We start from the raw sequence: 18,155 nt of genomic DNA, 5'->3' as shown, positions 1-18,155 counted from the left end.
ACTAAATAAGATGTTAGTAAAAATACGTTAAAATGTAATTCTACATCAAAACCAGGTTTTAAATATGTATAATACTATGTTTAAAGCTGAAATCTCAAACCAAAAAGAAGCCTCAATTGCGTGTTTTTAAAATCTTGCGCTGTATTATCTATAGGTTTTTGAAAGTAGTTATAACTTGGTTCAAAAAATAGAATAGTTTTTTTGGTTAGATTATATGAAAAGTTTGAATTTATAGTAGCGCCTAGCACTGTATTATTAACACCTATATTTTCACCTATTTCTTCATTGTTTAAATAAGCTATATTATTCGTTATAAAATTCACATTTCCACCAAGGCCTAGAGAAATATCATACGTTTCCTTCGAAAATAATTTATAGAAAATTTCCAAAGGCACTTGAATATAATCGAGCTGTTGCTGTAATCTACCATTTTCATTATACTCTACGGATGACGTAAAATCAGTAATTAAATCTGGAGACGCATAAAAAACAAAGGACTGATCACTTACTATAGATTGAGCACCATTAGAAGGACTAAACGAACTATCTGATGTCCCATAAACAATATTATTAATCTCTTGACCTAAACTATTTTTCCCGACACCTGTTTTTACTAAAAGCTTATCCGAAATAGCATAACCTACTTTAAAGGTATACACAAAGCTGTTTATTGCTTCAGTATTTACTGATGTACCTTGCAACGATGCATCAGAAGCAGTATTAGATAGACCTCCCAAAACCTCCATGGACCATTTTGAATTATCTGCAATTTTAGTGAGTAACGAATCTTTTTCATGATTGTTTTCTGCCATTAATTCTTTATACAAATCTAATTTTCCTTCTTTTTTCTCTGTTACTAATGAATCTACTTCTGCGATAACAGTTATTTTAGTTTCATCAAGCAACTTTTTATGTACTATTGACAAATCAAGAATACTTTCTTTACTTTTTAGTTGTTCTCCTTCTTTACCATTCAGATTATCATCATCAGTAATATTAGCTACTTTACTTACACCTTTTAAACCTTCATTCAATAATTTCTCATTGCGCTTATTTTTTTCTTGATTATTAATCTGCTTAGCAGAATTATCTTTAGAAGCTAATTGACTTTCATTTATTTTTCGTTGTAACGCTTCATTAGCTTCTTTGTTTCTTATTTGCAATGAATCTTTATCTATTTCGCTAACACTGTCTTCCTTTATTTTATCTGTCTCAGATTTAACTTCATTTGACTCTACATTAGGTTGCTGTATGTTTGAAATCTGATTCTCAGAATCCTTTATCGGTATAACAATATTCGGGTTTACGGAATCATAAAACACATATCCGAACATTAATACCAAAACTGCAGCAGCCGAACCCCAAAACCAAAAAGCTACTCTACGCTTCTTCTTAGGATGTAGACGTGCCTCTATATTGTCCCATAGCTCTTCAGGCGGCTCTTTGGTAAAGGACTTTAATTCACTGTATATGTCTTCAATATCATCTTTCTTCATGATACTTTTTTACTTGTTTTTTCATTAATTTTTGATCTTAACAGGCTTTTTGCTCTGCTTAGTAATGACTTTGATGTTCCCTCTGCCATATTCAATTTTTCAGCAATTGCTTTGTGACTAAAACCTTCAAAAACAAAAAGATTAAAAATCACTCTATAATTATCTGGTAATTGCTGAATATGCTCTAACAATTCATTTTGCGATATAGAAAACTTTCTGTTTTCATTACTTTTTTCGCAGGTATCTTCAATCTGAATCTCAGTATCAACCGCTACATGCAGTCGACGCTGTTTTTTACGCAATACTTCTAAAGCTTCGTTTACAAATATGCGTTTTGCCCAACCTTCAAAACTTCCTTTAAATTGATACTGATTTATTTTTTGAAAAAGCGTTATAAATGCATCTTGAAAAACATCATCAGCTTCAGTTTTATTTTTCATATATTTTAGACAAATCCCATACAGGACAGGTGAAAGCAGCTGGTACAACTCTCGCTGCGCTTCACTATCGTTCTCTATACATTTTCGTATGAGTGGGTTTAATTTGTTATCCAAGTTGGTCTTAGTCTACAGGTTTATCGATATTATAAATGTATTAATATTTACAGTTGAAACATCAACAACTATTTCATATTGAGATTTTTAATTCAGGTTATTTCGCTAAAATTTTGATTTAAAATTGAACACTACCTATTAATTCTAGTCCGAAATTATCTGTATAATTGAATTGATGAATCACATTTTCACCTACAGCTATAAGGTGAGATGACAACGGAATAACATCTTTTGCGTTTACATCATAAGTGTTTTCTAAAACTATCTGATTAGGGTTTTCAGCATTAAAAACATTAATACCATCATCATTGCATACATAGAGAATATCACTTTTAACTCCCAATCCGTAGGGACTTGATAAAAAATAAGTAGAATATTCTATTGGTGATGAAATATCGGTAACATCTATAACATTAACTTGGTCTTCTATTGCACCACAACTATTTCCGCCTCTCACTGTGATATAGGCAGTGTTTTCTTCTACCACAACAGGATCACAACCCGTAGCATGCAAAAATGAAGAAGTGTAAACCGGATTAAACACATCCTCCAAACTTACGATATGCATACCATTTGTAGCACCAATGAACATAAAGTTTTTTCTAATAAAGGTCGTTTCTAATTCGCCACCAAACCAAGCATTCATCCAAGTTTCGGAAACCTGCGTAATGGCATTATAATTCGTGATATCAAACGTCAATAACGAATAGTCATTTATAGTATATAGAGCATTATTAAGAATTTGAAATTTAGCATATGAACCTCCAACACCAACTTCATTTCCTGAGACTGCTCCATCAAAATTCCCAAGAAAAATACTCGTCTCCCACTGGTATATGTGAGGATTATTTTCAGCATCGCTTCTTTCCATCTGTATTGTAGTAAAACTTGCTATAAATTCGTCTTCTGATGTTGGATAAATATTATCCTGAAAAAAAGATACATCATTTGGATATGTGGCATAATAAGGCAACATATCTTCCTCTACATTAACCATTTGTATATTAGAAATATCGCTAATATCAAAAACTACCAAATCCATATAGTTATCAGCATAAAGAATATCATTTTTTACAGAAATATCATTGACTCCTTCTAGTTGAATAAATGAAAGATTTTGCGGTGAGGCAGGATTTTGATTATCAAAAATATGTATACCTGAATTTTGCGCTATATAAAATAGTAAATCACCATAAACATAGATTTTTCCATCTGAATTAGTAGGTTGAGCACTACTGATTGCTATTGAATTTCTGAACTCAGATTTTGACTTAATGATAGGTACTGTAACTGAAACTGGATCTGACAATCCATCATCACCTTTATCACAACTAGTGAAAGGCAAACACACTGCAACAAAAAGAACTAGAGGTAAAATTTTATGCTTCATAATATTGGTTTTCTTAAAAGATGAAAAAAGCACAAAAGGTTGCAGTAAATTTTAAAAAAAAATTAACCTAACCAGCCATCTCTATCCAAACTACGGTATTGTATAGCCTCGCTTATATGTGTCCCAGTAACATCATTTGAACCTTCTAAATCAGCGATAGTCCTTGATACTTTTAAGATTCTGTCATAAGCTCTTGCCGAAAGATTTAAGCGTTCCATAGCCGATTTTAATAATTCTAGAGAACCTTCGTCTAGTTTGCAAAACTCACGAATCTGTTTGGTGTTCATTTGAGCATTGTAATGCACATTTTCCAAATCTTCAAAGCGTTTGGTTTGCAATTCTCGAGCTGATGTAACACGTTTTCTAATATCTACGGATGATTCGCCTTTTCGGTCATCAGAAAGTTTTTCAAATGGTACTGGAGTCACTTCAATATGAATATCGATACGATCTAATAAAGGTCCCGAAATTTTGCTCATATAGCGTTGCATTTCCGCAGGACTAGACGTTACAGGTGCATCAGGATCATTAAAATATCCACCTGGACTTGGATTCATACTTGCAACCAACATAAACGAACTTGGATAAGTAACAGTAAACTTTGCCCTAGAAATGGTCACTTCTCTATCTTCCAACGGTTGACGCATAACTTCTAAAACTTCACGCTTAAACTCTGGTAACTCGTCTAAAAATAAAACTCCGTTATGCGATAGTGAAATTTCACCAGGTTGCGGATAACTTCCACCTCCGACCAAGGCGACGTTTGAAATTGTATGATGTGGACTTCTGAATGGTCGTTGCGCCATTAAACCTGTATGATCTTTTACACGCCCCACCACCGAATGAATCTTGGTCGTTTCCAAAGCTTCATGGAGTGTCATTGGTGGTAAAATACTTGGCAAACGCTTTGCTAACATGGTTTTACCAGAGCCTGGTGGGCCGATAAGAATAATATTATGACCACCTGCAGCTGCAATTTCCATACAACGCTTTATACTTTCTTGACCTTTGACATCTGCAAAATCAAACTCAGGGAAATCGAGGTTTTTATAGAATTCCTCTCGTGTATTGATGATGGTTTGCTCTAAGGTTTCACCCTTATCGAAATGATTAATAACCTGTTCTATATTATCAACTCCATAAACTTTTAAGTCGTTGACTATTGCTGCTTCTTTGGCATTCTGACTTGGCAGAATAAAACCTTTAAAACCTTCTTCTCTAGCTTTTACTGCAATAGGCAAGGCGCCTTTTATAGGTTGTAAACTACCATCTAATGACAATTCGCCCATAATGAGATACTCGTCTAAATTTTCTGCCTTAATTTGATTAGATGCTGTTAAAATTCCAACGGCCAAAGTTAAATCGTAAGCCGAGCCTTCTTTACGTAAATCAGCCGGAGCCATGTTTATAGTAATCTTCTTTCCAGGAATTCTATAACCGTTATTTTGCAACGCTGCTGCAATACGGTAATTGCTCTCTTTTATGGCATTATCTGGAAGTCCGACCAAATGGTAACCTACACCTTTATCTACATTAACCTCTACGGTAATCGTTGTAGCTTCGACACCAAAAACGGCGCTTCCAAAAACTTTTTTGAGCATAAATAATTGATTTGCTTAAATGTAGGAAAATTGAGCAGAATAAAAAAACATGACTTGTCACACTGGACTTGTTTCAGTGTGTAACATAATGTAATATATGAAATTCTGAAACAGCACTTCGACAGGCTCAGTGTGACAGTTAAGAATAGCAGAGCAAGATCGTGTTTAGTTTTTTATAAAATCCAAAGCCCTCTTCTCATTATAGTATAAATTTCGTTTATCAATAAACCCAACATGCCCTCCATACTTTGGCATTTCTAAATAGATATTTGGATTATTTTTAGCGTCTTTTACAGGATAGCATTCTGGAGATAAAAAGGAGTCATTAAGCGCATTTATGACAAGTGTAGGAATCTTAATATTTGGTAAAAATTGCAAACAGCTGGCTTGCTCGTAATAATCATAAGCATCTTTAAAACCATGTGCTTTAGACGTATAAACATGATCAAAGTCTATTAAAGTTTTAATTTCATTAAAATCCGTAATCGATATATTTTGAGGGAATTGCTGTAGTTTTGGTTTTATTTTTCCTTTTAAATGATTTAAAAAATTAATAGCGTAGTGTTTATTCTTTAAGCTTAATAAAGCATCACAAGACCCTTTTAAATAACAGGGTACTGAAACAGCAATTATTGCTTTGAGTTGAGTTGGCAATTGCTCACGTTCACCAGCATATTTTAGAACCATATTAGCTCCCAAACTAATACCTTTTATATAAATGTCGCTGTATTTATTTTTCTCTAAAATATGGTTAATAACTGCTTCTAAATCTTCCGTTGCACCAGAATGGTAACTTCTAAATAAACGGTTAGGCTCGCCACTACAACCTCTAAAGTTTACAGCGCAAGCATCTACTCCATTTTTATTGAATAATTTAGCGGTTCCTGTAATGTATGGTCGTTGCGCATTGCCTTCTAAACCATGAAGTAAGATAATCACTTTTTCCGAAGGACTTTCTGCATAACTCCAATCTACATCTATAAAATCACCATCGTCTAACTCAATACGTTCTCTTGTTTGCACTACTCCATTTACTGTTCTGGCCAATCCTGAAAATACTGTAGACACAAAGCTTTTCTTTGCCCAAAATGGTGGTTTGTATGTGGATTGTATTATTGGCATGTTCTAGCTATTGGCTATTAGTTTTTGGCAGTTAGCTCAAAGACTGTTTATCTCAAAACTGTAAACTCAATAAACGAATCGTTGAACACTTTATGCGTTTGCGTTTTAAAATCTTCCTCTTTAGCTTCAAAAATGTTATCTACATACGTCTGCGGATTTGCATCTATATAAGGGAAGAATGTACTTTGTACTTGTACCTGAATTTTATGTCCTTTTTTGAACGTATGAAACACATCTTGCAACTTAATGTTTACTGCCGTTTTTTGATTTGGCACAAAAGGTTCAGGTTTTTCCATACTATTTCTAAAACGACCACGCAACACTTCGCTACGTACCATCATGTGGTAATTACTCAATTTTAGATGATCTTGAACATCGTCTGTGTTCTCTGTATCTGAAGGATATACATCTATTACTTTTACAATCCAGTCAGCTGCAGTTCCTGTAGTTGATACGTTTAGTTTCGCTAAAATATCACCTGCAAGTGTAATATCATTTTCTAAAACTTCAGTTTCAAAGGTTAGTACATCTGGGCGTCTCGATGCAAAACGCTGATCGTCTGTCATGAATTTTCGTGGTGTGAATCCAACTTTAATATCTTCAGTGTATGGCACTGGTTTCTTTGGATCACTTATAAAATCTGACGTCGCTATATTTCTTGTAGCACGTTGCGTTAAACGCTCGTAAGGTTGTAAAAAGTAACTTTCTTTAGCTGTGTTTTTTGGTGGCCAACTTTCAAAAGATTGCCATGATTTTGTACCTGTATTAAACATTTGTGCTTCTGGTAATCCTGTTTTGCCATCACCTTCACCTTTTAAGAAATGATTAAAGAATTTAGTTTCAATTTCCTTTTGAAAATAGTCTGAAATACTATCTCCAAAGTGAATATTACCCACAACCTGTCTTTCAGAACTTCTTGCCCAATCACCATGACTCCAAGGGCCAAAAACTACGGTGTTGTAATTATCACTATTCTTTTCAATGTTTTTGTAGGTATTGAAAGGGCCATATAAATCTTCGGCATCAAAGAAACCGCCAACAACCATCGTTGCTGGTTTTATATCTTTTAAATGCTGAATGATACCTCTAGGTTTCCAGAAATCATCATACGTGACATGTGTTTTTATCTGTCCCATAAACACATTGGTACTGTCGTAAAACTTATTCAATTTGCTCAATGGCATGTTATTTAAGAAAAACTGATGCTGATCTTCTGTACCTATATCTGGGAATTCATACCAAGATTCTGTTGTTGGTGTATCTTTCATATATCCAAAAACAGAAGTTGCCCTCCAATAGCTCAATAAAAATGCTCCATTATGAATAAAATCATCGAAAAAGAAATCTCCAATACACGCTTGTGGAGATGCTGCTTTTAAAGCTGGATGTGCATCTAACAGCGAATACGTCGTGTAAAATCCTGGATACGAAATACCATATGTACCAACCTTGCCATTGTTATTTTCAACATTATTGACTAACCATTCAATGGTATCGTAAGTATCACTGGCTTCATCAGTTTCGTTTCCTGTTTTATTTGGAATATAAGCTCGCATATTATCATAAACTCCTTCACTATTCCAACGACCGCGAACATCTTGATACACCATAATGTTACCTTCTTCCATAAGGTATTTATTTGGTCCTATTTTACTTCTGTATTCATCTTTTCCATAAGGTCTACAACTGTATGGTGTACGCATCATTAACATAGGATACGTTTTAGTGGTGTCTTTTGGAGAATAGATGGTTGTATGTAGCTTAATACCATCTCGCATGGTAATCATGACCTCTTTTTTAGTGTAATTATCCTTAACAAACGCGTCTTCAACTTTAGCTGTTTCAGGATTTTCGAGAGCTTGATGTTTTTCGTCTTTGCAATTAACTAAAGCGAGACATAGTAGTAAAATGAGCGTAAAATTCTTAATCATATTAGGGTTGGTTTTTTGAAAGTTCTAAAGATAATGAGATTGTTAGACTTTTGGATGGTTAGAAATCTTAGACGAAGATGTTTATGATTTAATTAACACTCAAATCCGTAAACTCAAACTTTCCTCCATCAAACAGTCCTTTATCACTGAGTTTTAAAGCTGGAATCACCAACAAAGCCATAAACGACAAACTCATGTAAGGTGCGTGAAGTTTAGAGCCTAACTGTTTCGCCATTTTATCTAATTCTGAATACTGTTTTCCGATGGTCTCAGCATCTTTATCGCTCATGATACCAGCAACAGGCAGTGCAACTACTTTTTGTTCTGTATTACTCACCGCACAAATTCCTCCTTCATTTTCAATAATAAGATTAACTGCTTTGCAAATAGCTTCGTCAGATACCCCAACTGCAATAATATTATGCGAATCGTGACCAACAGAACTTGCAATTGCCCCTTCTTTAAGTCCAAAATTCTTTATAAATGCCATAGCAGGTTTTTCGTTTTGATAACGGTTAACAACAGTCATTTTTAAGATGTCGTTTTCTGTGTTTGAGACTAGATTATCATCTACAACAGTAGCGTCTTCAATAATTTGATTGGTGACCAATTCTCCGTCTAGACATTCAATAACTCTTATTTTGGTTGTATTAGCTTCAACTCTAAAATCTTCAACTCTTTTTTTGCTGGTATTGAAGTTATTTAGATTTTCAAAATTGACATGTTGTATTTTAGATTCGCCATTATCATAAACCAATTCACCATTAATGTAGGTTTGAAGGGTTTTAAAGTCGGTTAAATCTTCAACTATAATACAATCTGCTGTATCTCCAACTCGCAACAAACCAACATCTAAATTGTAATGCTTAACAGGATTAACGCAAGCCGCCTGAAGGATCTTAAAAACATCATTACCTTTTGCAACTGCTCTTGCACAAAGTTGATTGATGTGTCCTACCAACAAATCATCTGGATGCTTATCATCACTACAGAACATCATGTTTTGGTAATGCTCATCTAATAAACCAATCAAGGCTTCAAAATTTTTAGCAGCACTACCTTCTCTGATGATAACTTTCATACCCTTTTGAAGTTTTTCTAAGCTTTCATCATAGGTAAAACACTCATGATCGGTGGAAATTCCCGCAGAGATATATTTGGTTAAATCCTCACCTATTAAACCTGGCGCATGTCCATCGATTGGCTTGTTGTAATATTTTGCCCATTCTATTTTCTTAAGCACTTCAGCATCGTCATGAATGACTCCTGGATAATTCATTAGTTCTGCCAAATACTTAATATCTGGATTTGCCATTAAGGTTTTTATGTCTTCGGAATCAATAACAGCTCCAGCCGATTCAAAACTTGTAGCTGGCACACAAGAGGGAGCACCAAAATTGAATTTAAAAGGGGTTTGTTTTCCGTTTTCTATCATAAATTCCACACCTTTTACACCAAGGACATTGGCGATTTCGTGTGGATCGGAAACTGTAGCCACTGTACCATGTTTTACAGCTACTTTTGCAAACTCGTTTGGCACTAACATACTGCTTTCTATGTGAATATGTGCATCTATAAAACCTGGTAAGATGTAGTGGTTTTCTTCGCAGTCTTTTTCTATAATTGATTTAATCTTACCATTTTTTATGGTGATTTCTCCTTTATAGATTCTTCGGTTTTGTATGTCTACTATGTTTCCTTTTATATTTAAACTCATTTCAAAAAACACCCCTTAAGTCCCCTCAAGGGGACAATCAGAGTCAATATTATTTAGTTAAAGCTATTTTTAAAATTTCTTTGGTTTGGTATGTAACCTTAAAACGGTCATCAGCTCTTCTCCCAACAACCCAAACTATTTTATTTTCTGAAGTTAAAACCCAAGTACTCTCTTTTTCACTTGGTGTTAACTTTTCATCTTTTAGGTATTTACTTACTTTCTTCTTTCCTTTCATACCAATAGGATGAAAAACATCTCCGGTTTGCCATAGTCTAAGTTCTAAAGGATAGTTTAGCTTTTCTGCATCTACGTAAATTGTGGTTTTAGAATTGTCCATTAGAGCCTCTGCTTCATCAAAAAACAAAATACCGATGGGTGTTTTAATTTTACCTATCTCGACATCTGGCTTTGTGAAAAACAATCCACTTTGAGATTCTGAAACAAGTTCAGAATGATAATCTGAAAGAATCAAAAATTCACGATGCTTGGTGAGCTTATGCGTGCTTGAAGCTATAAATTTTCCTGTTTCGGCATCTAGTAAACCTTCAATATCATTCCATTCGGCAAAACCACAATCTTTAAAAGCTTCAAACAAAAAGGCTTTAGGGTTATTTTGCTTTTTAAATTCTGAAACCGCATAGCTTATCGTATTTCCTTCTTCTTTTAATATTGCTTTACTTAGAAAACCCTTTATACTTTGATTAACTATTGCTTCTGTTTCCTTTAGGTTTGATAAAGTATTCTGAAAGCTATCCAAAACATTAGGATTAATTTCCTTTAGAATTGGAATCACGTCATGCCTTAATTTATTTCGAAGGTATTTTCTTGATGAATTACTACTATCTTCTCTCCAGGCTATGTTTTCACTTTTTGCGTATGCTTCTATTGTTTCTCTAGAAAATGGCAATAAGGGTCTAGCAATATTTCCATTCAGTTCCGGAATTCCTGTTAAACCATTAAGTCCTGTACCTCTAGTGAAGTTGATTAAAAATGTTTCAAGATTATCATCTGCATGATGCGCTGTTAAAATGTAATCGAAGTTTAGTTGTAGTGCTAATTCAGAAAACCAATCATATCGTAATTCGCGAGCAGCCATTTGAATAGAACATTTGTTTTCTTCAGCATAGGCTTCAGTATCAAAATTCTGAACAAAAACTTCAACATCTAACTGCTCTCCTAAGTCTAAAACAAAGTCTTCATCTGCATCACTTTCCTTTCCCCTTAAATTAAAATTACAATGTGCTAAAGCAAAATCAAAATTGAGTTTATGACATAGATGCGCCAATGCAACACTGTCTATCCCGCCAGAAATAGCAATGACCAGACGAGATTTTTTTAGAAAGGAAAATTGTTCCTCAATATGGTTTTTAAAAGCATTTAGCATAGCGTAAAGATACGATAATGTAGTACTCTTACAATTACGTTAAAATGATAAAAATCATATTGGAATACCTTCTTTATTGGTAACTTTAAAGAAGTAATTTAAAAACTATGGTTATGAGCACAATAAAAGAACTTTCGGCAAAATCTGCACAATCTACATTTGATAAAAAAGTGCTAACCGCAGTACAACACTTGCATCCTTACGTAAAACACAGAATTTACATAGCAGAATCTACAGGCATTTTGCCAAAAAACATGTATTCATCTAACGGTATAATTGATGAATGCATTATTACACTTTATAGTAATGGCTTTAATATTGAAGCTGAATACGCAGCGGTAAGACTCGAGCTTTTTAAACTTGTGGATAACTATATGAACGAACTTTTTAAGAAAGAAGTTTTTCATAAAAACACCATTAGCACAGATGATATAAGACGGCATGAAATTGCTAAACTTGGCGAAGAATACACTATAGATGCTGACTTAGATTTAATCTTAAACACTGAACTAAATGACATTTCTTACAGACAAGATATGGATAATGAATTGTATTTGTATGAAGATAAGGAAACCTCTATTTTAAGAGCTTTTGAGGTTAATGACCTATCTGTAAAACAACCAAAGAAAGTCTTTGGTCGTTTTTACAGTTGGCTTCCTATAAATATTTCTAATATTATTGATTTGTATATATTCGGTAATTTGGAATTTGAGGATATCTCAAAAATAAAGAACATTACAACATCTAGGATAGAGTTAATTTTTGATCGTGTAAAGAAAAGTTTCAGAACACATTTGGAATAAGGATTTGTTAGTTTTTTAAAAACACTATCCAGTCCCATTCTTCTGGATTACCTCCACCTACACTAGGCGTATATAATAATAATTGTATGTCGCTGTTTGGGTTACTATTTCTGAAGTCTGAAACGATTTGCAAATCATCAATCGCATTCCAGATTAAGTCATAATCTATGGTTTCTGGATAGTAGGCAAATTCATTGTACATTATTTTCTCGAATTCATCCAATGAAGGTAATGCCTCTGGGGTTGAATTATATGCAAATGCTGAAGGTTCGGTTAAATCCTGAGGATAAGATCTGCCACCTAAACCCATCCAAATTATTGAGCCGTCAAAAAGCATTTCATCTAATTCGTCATAGTACAAGGCTATATTTCCAAAATCGCCTGGTGCATGATACTCTGATGAAATGGTAAAATCTGTAGTTGAAGTATCGTAAGTATACTCTTTACCACCTTCAAAAGTGTTGGTAGTAAAATCAACTTGAAGCATTAATACTTTGTTTTGTTGAGGATCATTGTTGTTTGTCGTTTCAGAATCTTCTGAACAAGACATCGCAAATAAAGAAAGTAAAATGATGTAAATTTTCGTTTTCATAGTAATTGATTTTTTTAGTATTTACTTATAAGATGAAAAAACTAAAAAAGGTTGCACTAAAAAAAACTAAAAAAATTATTTCATTTCTAAGACTTCTCGCATAGCTTTAGCCTTAATCAGGCATTCTTCATATTCTTTTAATGGGTCACTTTGAGCCGTAATGGCACCACCAACAGAATATGAAAGGTATTTGTTACTAGCATTATAAAGAATACTTCTAATGATGACATTAAAATCAAAATCACCGTTTGGAGTAAAATAACCCACAGAACCCGAATACAAACCTCGTTTGATTTCCTCTAAGTCTTCAATAATTTTCATTGCCGAAATTTTTGGTGCGCCAGTCATACTTCCCATAGGAAACGTAGTTTTAATAATATCTACTGGGTGAACTTCTTCTGAAACCATAGACGTTACTGTAGAGATCATTTGATGCACCTGCATAAAAGAATACACCTTACAAAGCTCTTCGACCTTTACACTACCTTTTTCGGCCGTTTTAGACAAATCGTTCCGTACTAAATCCACAATCATTATGTTTTCGCTACGCTCTTTATTGTCTTTAGAAAGTGTGTTTTTTAACAACTCATCTTCTTCTGTATTTTTAGAACGTTTTGCTGTTCCTTTTATAGGTTGCGAAATTACTTTCTGAGCTTCTTTTTTAATGTAGCGTTCTGGTGACGCAGATAATAAATAGTTATTATTAAACTTTAAAAACGTTGCAAAAGGTGGTTGGGATATTGCATTTAGTTTATTGTATACTTCCAATGGATTTATGATGCTATTTTCAGCATAAAATTCTTGACAAAAATTAGCTTCATAAATATCACCTCTATGAATATGAGCCAACATTGTATTGACTTTCTCAAAATATTCATCTTTATGAATTCTTAGCTTGATTTTTACAGGTTCAGAACTATACGATTTTTCATTTACACTAGAAGTAACAATAGAGTTTATAGCCTCTAAATCATCATCAATTTCATCATCAACCATTCTTAAATATTGAATTTCCACTGTGTCTCCTTTAAACAAAAAGAGTTTCTTAGGCTGAAAAAAGTAGAGGTCGGGAAAATTCAATCCGTCGAAATTATTTGAACTTAATTTTTCAACTGTATTTTTTAAATCATAAGTGAGGTAACCAAAAATCCAATCCTTAGTGGAAGAATAATAATCTTTTAAATTTTCAAAAGCATCAAAATAATCCGTTTTTAAAGCTGTAAAAGCATCAACTGCCAAAACAGCATCATAGGAACTGTATTGGTCTTTATGTTGGTTAGAATCTAACCAAACAATATCATCAAACTGCTGGCTCCAAAACAAAATATTTTGTTTAAAAACTTCAATATCTTTTGGCTTATGAAAGGTTGTTGTTCTCAATAGAATTTTTAAATATTTTGCAAAAATAACGAGAATAGTTATAAAGCAATAAGAATTGTATCTTTCTACAAAACAAACACTATGCCTACAATACAAAACGACCTCTTATCCATAGATATAAAAACTGTTGGTGCTGAACTTAGTAAGATTTCGGCTGTAAAAAATAACAATCAATTTTTATGGCACGCAGACCCTAAAGTGTGGGGAAGCCATGCACCTAACCTATTTCCTATTATTGGAAGCATGAAAGATGACAGCTATACTTATAACGACAAGCTTTACAATATGATAAAGCATGGTTTTGTAAGGCATAACGATAAAATGATTGTAAAACAACAATCTGAAACTAGCATAACTTTCTTTCTAAATTCTAATGAAGACCTATATGAAATGTTTCCTTTTCTATTTGAATTTGAAATTAATTATGAATTGAAAGACAACACAATTATAGTCCATCACACCATCAGAAATATTGACGATAAAACCATGTATTTCTCTCTTGGCGGACATCCTGCTTTTACTTGTCCTTTATATGATGATGAAGCTTACTCAGATTATATTTTAGAATTTGAGAAAGAAGAAACAAGCGAATCTTATTTACTAAATATGGAAACTGGACTTGTTACCAATAAAACTAAGCCAGCTTTTGAAAGTTCAAATACAATCAATTTACGTGGCGATTTGTTCAATAAAGATGCGCTTATCTTTAAAGATTTAAAATCTAGAAAAGTAGCTTTAAAGCATAAAACCAAAGGCGAAGTACTTTCTGTAGCTTTTGAAGATTTCCCTTATTTAGGTATTTGGGCAAAACCAAACGCACCATATGTTTGTATAGAACCTTGGCTTGGTGTTGCAGATGCAGAAGACACCAATCAGAAGATTGAAGAGAAAGAAGGAATTCTTAGTTTACCAAAAAATGACACTTTTAAAGCTAGCTATTCAATAATAATAAACCCAACACATCTCGATTAATTACAATTGTAGTAGCTTTGCCAACAAATACGATATTTTGACATTTCAAGACTTAAATCTAAACACACCACTTTATAACGCTATTGAAGACCTTGGTTTTGAACAGCCAACACCAATTCAAGCCGAAGCGTTTAACGTTGTTGCCTCTGGTAAAGATGTAGTTGGTATTGCACAAACGGGTACAGGTAAAACCTTTGCCTACATGCTACCTATTTTACGTCATCTTAAATATTCTAGACAAGAAAACCCGAGAGTTTTGGTTTTGGTGCCAACTCGAGAGTTAGTGGTACAAGTTGTTGAGGAGATTGAAAAAATGTCTAAATACATAAACAATCGTGTTTTAGGTGTTTATGGTGGTACAAATATCAATACACAAAAACAAGCTGTTGCGCAAGGTTTAGATATTATTGTGGCTACACCAGGACGCTTATACGACCTTGCAGTTAGTAGAGTTTTACAATTAAAGTCTATTCAAAAACTAGTAATAGATGAGGTTGATGTAATGCTAGATTTAGGTTTTAGACATCAACTGATGAATATCTTTGACATCTTACCAGAGCGCAGACAAAACATTATGTTTTCTGCAACAATGACTGCTGATGTTGACGAATTGATTACGGATTTTTTCATCAATCCAACAAAGATATCTATTGCCGTTTCTGGTACACCTTTAGAAAATATAAAGCAAGAACGCTATAACGTTCCTAATTTTTATACCAAAGTCAATTTACTTGAATCATTACTTAGTGACAAAGATGACTATTCTAGAGTTCTGATTTTTGTGGCTTACAAGAAAATGGCTGACCGTTTATTTGATCAGCTTGAAGAGATTTTTCCAGGTGATTCTTGCGTTATCCATTCCAATAAAACTCAAAACTACAGATTGCGAAGCATAGAGCAATTTAGTAATGGTGAACATCGTTTACTCGTTGCTACAGACGTTATGGCGAGAGGTTTGGATATTGATGATGTTACCCATGTTATTAATTTTGATACACCTGATTATCCTGAAAACTACATGCATAGAATTGGTAGAACTGGTCGTGCAGAGAAACAAGGCCATGCTCTATTATTTTCTACCGAAACAGAACAGGAAGCTAGAGAAGGTATTGAAGCTTTGATGCAAATGAAAATTGATGTCATGGAACTTCCTGAAGACGTGACAATCTCTACTGAACTTATAGAGGAAGAACGTCCCCAAATTCGTGAGCGCAATAACCCAACTAAGCGAAGTGCTGAGGATATACCTGGTCCTGCTTTCCATGAAAAGAAAGAAAAAAACAAAAAGGTAAACCTTGGCGGTTCTTATAGAAGAGAAATCACTAAAAAGTATAAAAAACCCAAAACACGTGGAGATAAAACCTTCAACAAAAAGAAAAAGAAACGACGCTAATAAATAAAAAAACCTCTTCAGAATAGAAGAGGTTTTTTTATTTAGAATATCAAGTACTGCAGGACCTTATTTTATTTCAAGGAAAAATAAAATCTATAACCCTAACCTTATAGTTGATCCTGCACTTGTACCTGACTTTCTATAATATCATTTATTGGAACTATAAGTTTTCCTTTGGCATTTTTAAGTATAACCGAAATACTTTTCACCTCCACAACTTCATAGTTTTCATTATTAAAAACGATTTTTTGTCCAACTTCATACATTTTACGTGCATAAAATGTACTTAATAGCTTACTGATAATCTGTCTTGCTCCCAAACCAAACGCTAACGCAAAAGCCAACAAAAAAGCAGCTATAATCATATTAACATTGTCCGTGATGATTTGCGTATTTATTCCTGCTTGATTTAAAGCTGTTATAGAAATAAAAGTCAATAACATGAAGAAAACAACTTGACTGATGATTTTCCCACCTGACATGTCCATAGAATCAAAAAGAGACTTCAATCCTTTCTTTACGAAATTTGCCAATAGCATCCCAACAATAAAGATTACTAAAGCCGCAAATAACTTAGGTGAATAGGATAATAATTCACTTATTTGGTTAGATATAATTTCTAAACCTAAAATATCTGAAACCGTTATGAATATTACGATATACAACAACCACTTCACAAAATTTGAAACGATTTTTATAGTATCAAATTTTAATGTTTTGTTTTCTATAATTTCTATATCATTGAGTTTATCATCTAGTTTATTGGCTTTGGCTAACCTCAATAATTTCTTTAAAAGCTTCACTAAAATCTTTGTGACTAACCAACCTACAATTAGTGCTATTAGTGCATAAATTAATGTTGGAAATACTTTAGTAATTTCCAACCACATATTTTTTAAAGATTGTATCGCTATATCATTAAACTCTGTCACTTTTTCCATGCCTATATATGTTGATTGATTGTAGTTTTTTAAATATTATTGTTTTCTTTTTTTACTTACAGTTTCTATAATATGTCCTAAATTATATGAAAATAATTCCGCTATTTCCATAAGCAACTTTGCCATGGCAATGTCGTGCATTACCTTAGCCTTAAGCTCTTTTGGCACCTCTTTTATAGGTTGGTTTATTTGCTTAAACGGATTCTCCATTTTTCATAAAATTGTTGTACTTAAGTACAAGTTTATCTTTTGCTCTTTTTAAACGCATTTTCACAGCGCTTTCACCAATATCTAAAGCTTCAGACAATTCTTTTATAGAAAGATTGTCTTGGTACTTTAGCAATAAGATCATTTTTTCTTCAGGATCTATTAATTCCATAACACGCTTTAGTTGTTCTACTTTCATTGATTCGAACTCGTGTGTAGAATCCACAGCATCACCAATATTTTCAATAATTTCAGAGCTTACAGATTGTTTTTCAATCTTTTTTGCTGTGTTTCGTGTTACATAATTAACGCAATGGTTATACGTAAAAGCATATAACCATGTTGAAAATTTTGAACGTCCTTTAAAACTACCCAGCTTTACAAACACTCTTAAAAATACATCTTGAGTTAAATCTTCCGCTTCGTCTTCACTATTGGCAAACCCATAACACTTGTTATAAACCATCTTAGCAAATCTATCGTAGAGAACTTCAAACAACAATGTGTCGTTAGTTTTCACGATAGCTTCTACGAGAGCCTCATCAGTTAGGTTATGAGCAGCATCTTGTGTCAATGATTTAAAAAGTCTATTTTTAATTAGTTGTTTGGTTTTAAGACACCTCTAATAAATTGAAGTCACATTTCTTTTGAGAAAAATTCTTACAATTCATG

At 33.3% G+C, this 18,155-nt stretch carries 16 protein-coding genes; 3 read left to right on the top strand and 13 right to left on the bottom strand.

The genetic code is table 11. The annotated features are described in order from the left end of the window. Nucleotides 1–80 precede the first annotated feature (80 nt). The 8 genes from AC2H4K_RS16380 to tilS all read right to left on the bottom strand — a co-directional run bounded on the left by AC2H4K_RS16380 (nt 81) and on the right by tilS (nt 11,195). Entirely contained in the window at nt 81–1,496 is a 1,416-nt protein-coding gene (locus tag AC2H4K_RS16380; protein WP_281139459.1) for a hypothetical protein, read from the bottom strand. Beyond that, nucleotides 1,493–2,050 (bottom strand): RNA polymerase sigma factor, encoded by a 558-nt coding sequence (locus AC2H4K_RS16375; RefSeq protein ID WP_281139460.1) that lies wholly within the window; start codon nt 2,048–2,050, stop codon nt 1,493–1,495. The genes AC2H4K_RS16380 and AC2H4K_RS16375 overlap by 4 nt, the downstream gene beginning before the upstream one ends. A 118-nt stretch (nt 2,051–2,168) precedes the next feature. Beyond that, nucleotides 2,169–3,440, bottom strand: a complete 1,272-nt coding sequence (locus AC2H4K_RS16370; RefSeq protein WP_281139461.1) for an LVIVD repeat-containing protein — start codon at nt 3,438–3,440, stop codon at nt 2,169–2,171. 62 nt (nt 3,441–3,502) lie between these two features. Further along, nucleotides 3,503–5,041 carry a YifB family Mg chelatase-like AAA ATPase gene (locus tag AC2H4K_RS16365; RefSeq protein WP_281139462.1) on the bottom strand — a complete coding sequence of 513 codons (1,539 nt, stop codon included), beginning with the start codon at nt 5,039–5,041 and terminating at the stop codon, nt 3,503–3,505. A 165-nt stretch (nt 5,042–5,206) separates the two neighbouring features. Next, nucleotides 5,207–6,163, bottom strand: a complete 957-nt coding sequence (locus tag AC2H4K_RS16360) for a YheT family hydrolase (protein WP_281139463.1) — start codon at nt 6,161–6,163, stop codon at nt 5,207–5,209. A 47-nt stretch (nt 6,164–6,210) separates the two neighbouring features. Beyond that, nucleotides 6,211–8,094, bottom strand: coding sequence for a CocE/NonD family hydrolase (locus AC2H4K_RS16355; protein ID WP_493742627.1), 1,884 nt, complete (start codon nt 8,092–8,094; stop codon nt 6,211–6,213). Nucleotides 8,095–8,182: 88 nt separating this feature from the next. Beyond that, nucleotides 8,183–9,811, bottom strand: a complete 1,629-nt coding sequence (ade, locus tag AC2H4K_RS16350) for an adenine deaminase (protein ID WP_493742626.1) — start codon at nt 9,809–9,811, stop codon at nt 8,183–8,185. A gap of 49 nt (nt 9,812–9,860) precedes the next feature. Beyond that, nucleotides 9,861–11,195, bottom strand: coding sequence for a tRNA lysidine(34) synthetase TilS (gene tilS, locus AC2H4K_RS16345; RefSeq protein WP_281139466.1), 1,335 nt, complete (start codon nt 11,193–11,195; stop codon nt 9,861–9,863). Nucleotides 11,196–11,308: 113 nt separating this feature from the next. Here tilS and AC2H4K_RS16340 point away from each other — a divergent pair, with 113 nt between their 5' ends. After that, a complete protein-coding gene (locus tag AC2H4K_RS16340) occupies nt 11,309–11,998 on the top strand; it encodes a hypothetical protein (protein ID WP_281139467.1) in 690 nt (229 codons plus the stop codon). 7 nt (nt 11,999–12,005) lie between these two features. Here AC2H4K_RS16340 and AC2H4K_RS16335 read toward each other — a convergent pair whose 3' ends face one another. Both AC2H4K_RS16335 and AC2H4K_RS16330 read right to left on the bottom strand, forming a co-directional pair. Next, nucleotides 12,006–12,590: a hypothetical protein gene (locus AC2H4K_RS16335; protein WP_281139468.1), complete on the bottom strand. Its 585-nt coding sequence runs from the start codon at nt 12,588–12,590 to the stop codon at nt 12,006–12,008. Between the two features lie 75 nt (nt 12,591–12,665). Continuing rightward, nucleotides 12,666–13,970, bottom strand: coding sequence for an anthranilate synthase component I family protein (locus tag AC2H4K_RS16330; RefSeq protein WP_281139469.1), 1,305 nt, complete (start codon nt 13,968–13,970; stop codon nt 12,666–12,668). An 81-nt stretch (nt 13,971–14,051) separates the two neighbouring features. Between AC2H4K_RS16330 and AC2H4K_RS16325 the strand changes: the two genes are divergently transcribed. Both AC2H4K_RS16325 and AC2H4K_RS16320 read left to right on the top strand, forming a co-directional pair. Further along, the gene (locus tag AC2H4K_RS16325; RefSeq protein WP_281139470.1) at nt 14,052–14,942 is read left to right on the top strand and encodes an aldose 1-epimerase family protein; all 891 of its coding nucleotides are present in this window, start codon (nt 14,052–14,054) and stop codon (nt 14,940–14,942) included. Between the two features lie 37 nt (nt 14,943–14,979). After that, entirely contained in the window at nt 14,980–16,335 is a 1,356-nt protein-coding gene (locus tag AC2H4K_RS16320) for a DEAD/DEAH box helicase (RefSeq protein ID WP_493742625.1), read from the top strand. 107 nt (nt 16,336–16,442) lie between these two features. Here the strand turns inward: AC2H4K_RS16320 and AC2H4K_RS16315 are convergent, their stop codons facing one another. From AC2H4K_RS16315 to AC2H4K_RS16305, 3 genes are read right to left on the bottom strand one after another with little or no spacing between them, the layout of a single operon-like run. Continuing rightward, complete coding sequence (locus AC2H4K_RS16315; RefSeq protein ID WP_493742624.1) at nt 16,443–17,276, bottom strand: mechanosensitive ion channel family protein; 834 nt, start codon at nt 17,274–17,276, stop codon at nt 16,443–16,445. Nucleotides 17,277–17,312: 36 nt separating this feature from the next. Continuing rightward, complete coding sequence (locus tag AC2H4K_RS16310; RefSeq protein ID WP_493742623.1) at nt 17,313–17,486, bottom strand: hypothetical protein; 174 nt, start codon at nt 17,484–17,486, stop codon at nt 17,313–17,315. Beyond that, entirely contained in the window at nt 17,470–18,057 is a 588-nt protein-coding gene (locus tag AC2H4K_RS16305; protein WP_493742622.1) for an RNA polymerase sigma factor, read from the bottom strand. The genes AC2H4K_RS16310 and AC2H4K_RS16305 overlap by 17 nt, the downstream gene beginning before the upstream one ends. Nucleotides 18,058–18,155 lie beyond the last annotated feature (98 nt).

It is taken from the genome of Winogradskyella sp. 266wxhm, assembly GCF_058964685.1.
This window is presented reverse-complemented; position numbering and strand designations above follow the sequence as displayed.